This is a genomic window from Tranquillimonas alkanivorans (assembly GCF_900115595.1).
Lineage (GTDB): Bacteria > Pseudomonadota > Alphaproteobacteria > Rhodobacterales > Rhodobacteraceae > Tranquillimonas > Tranquillimonas alkanivorans.
This window is the reverse complement of the sequence record NZ_FOXA01000077.1, coordinates 1-1,568: the sequence shown is the minus strand read 5'-3', so window position 1 is coordinate 1,568 and position 1,568 is coordinate 1. Positions and strand designations below refer to the sequence as shown.

The window sequence follows — 1,568 nt, the reverse complement described above, 5'->3', positions numbered from 1 at the left end:
GGGCGCTTCAGTCTCCGCAAGTCCCCCGTGCGTGAGAAGGCCGAACCAGGTGCCTTCGTGTTCCCTCCGGCTGACTTCGAGGCACCGCTCGACACGAGGAGCGGCGAGATGCGGCCGCGCATTCCCCGTCGCGCAATGAGTGAGGAGCAACTCGAAGGCTATGCCGGCCTTTCGGGCCCTTTGAGTTACCGCTCATGGATCGAGCGCCGCCTGTCGGAGTCGCTCGGCTTTCCCGTCGATTTCGGAGAGCCTGCAGCATTTTTCGAAAGGCTCGACAAGAGCGCGCCGCGGGAGCCGGGCCGCCTCGTGCCACTCTACGTCTGTCGTTCCGGCCTGGACGAGGCGCGGAATGCCAGCGAGGTCTCGTGGTCCAGAAGGAACCAGATGTACCTGGCAACGCCGCGGGCGAAGATGTCCGAGGTTCGGCAGTTCCTCACGATCCGCTCGCGCCTGCTTTGGCGTGCGGAGAAACTGAAGACGGCGGGTGGCCGCATGGCGATCCGGGCTGGTGCGATGCAGGCGACACTGCCGAAGCCGCCTGCTGACCGCTCCCCTGAGCGAGATATCCTCGAGGATCTCTGATCCGATCAGACCACGAACGCCTCGTGAGGCATACTCTCGTCGAGAGCATACCCCGCCAGTTCCGCGAAATAGGCCATCGCGTGCTCGTGGTCCGCATCCGCCGGATTCTCCGGGAGATGGAGGCCGAGGTGGCGCTCTTCTCCGATCGCGAAGAACGCGGGTCCGTCTCGATGACCGAGGTCAGGAGCGTTTTCGCGAACGAACTTCGCGTCGAGCGCGAGGGTGATGAGTTCCCTCTCGATCGTCAGCTGGTGCTCCCGTGCGAACTCCAAAAGCGCCTCCCGATCCTCGGCGGAGAAGACAATGATATTGCGATCGCGCACGGCCTCGCGGATCTCGTCGCCTCCCTCGAGCAACATGATCTGCTCGGGAGACGGCGTGACGCGATCGACCGGATGGTTGGTCAGTTGAAACCCGACCCAGACCATCCCGAGCTCGCGGGCGGGTGACATCGTGATCGGGTCGAACGAAAAGTCCTGGAGGTTCTGCGGGGAGATCAGGAGGATTGTCTCCGGAGACTTGAGTACCTTCTGGACCTGGGCGCGCCCGGCCTGGGTCACCTTGTCGGCGGAGGCCTGCGCCAGCGAGGCGTCGATCTGCGCCCCAGGCATGGGAAGGGCGGGTTTGGGTCCGCTCCCCGTGCGTGTGTTCAGCCCCTTTTCGCGAAACTCCGGCTCGTTGAACCACATCGGGCCCTGTGCCTTGATGGGCCTGTTCATGAAGTTCTGCACAAAGACCAGCTGTTGGCCTTTCTCGAGGCTCATGACGTCGGAGGCATCAAGGAACGATCGCCCTTCGAAGCTGTCCCCCGAGATGATCTCCTTTTTCGCCTTGAGGAACTTGCCAATCGGATCGTCGAGACCCTTGGTCGTGTAGCTGGCGCGGCGGTAGGTGAGAACGGCGGTGAGAAAGTCGGCCACGGTAGCGGCGGGATGAGCCCGCTGCGGGCGGCGTAAAAGTCGTCCACCTTTACCCTTTCTGGTGAC

Annotated in this window: 2 protein-coding genes; one reads left to right on the top strand and one right to left on the bottom strand. The window is 63.4% G+C overall.

Going from position 1 to position 1,568, the window contains the following annotated elements; translation table 11 throughout:
* Positions 1-582: hypothetical protein (locus BM162_RS22195; RefSeq protein ID WP_218153171.1), on the top strand; the 582-nt coding region annotated here is incomplete at its 5' end.
* A gap of 5 nt (positions 583-587) precedes the next feature.
* Here the strand turns inward: BM162_RS22195 and BM162_RS22190 are convergent.
* A partial coding sequence (locus BM162_RS22190; protein WP_218153170.1) for a hypothetical protein occupies positions 588-1,568 on the bottom strand: 981 nt, incomplete at its 5' end.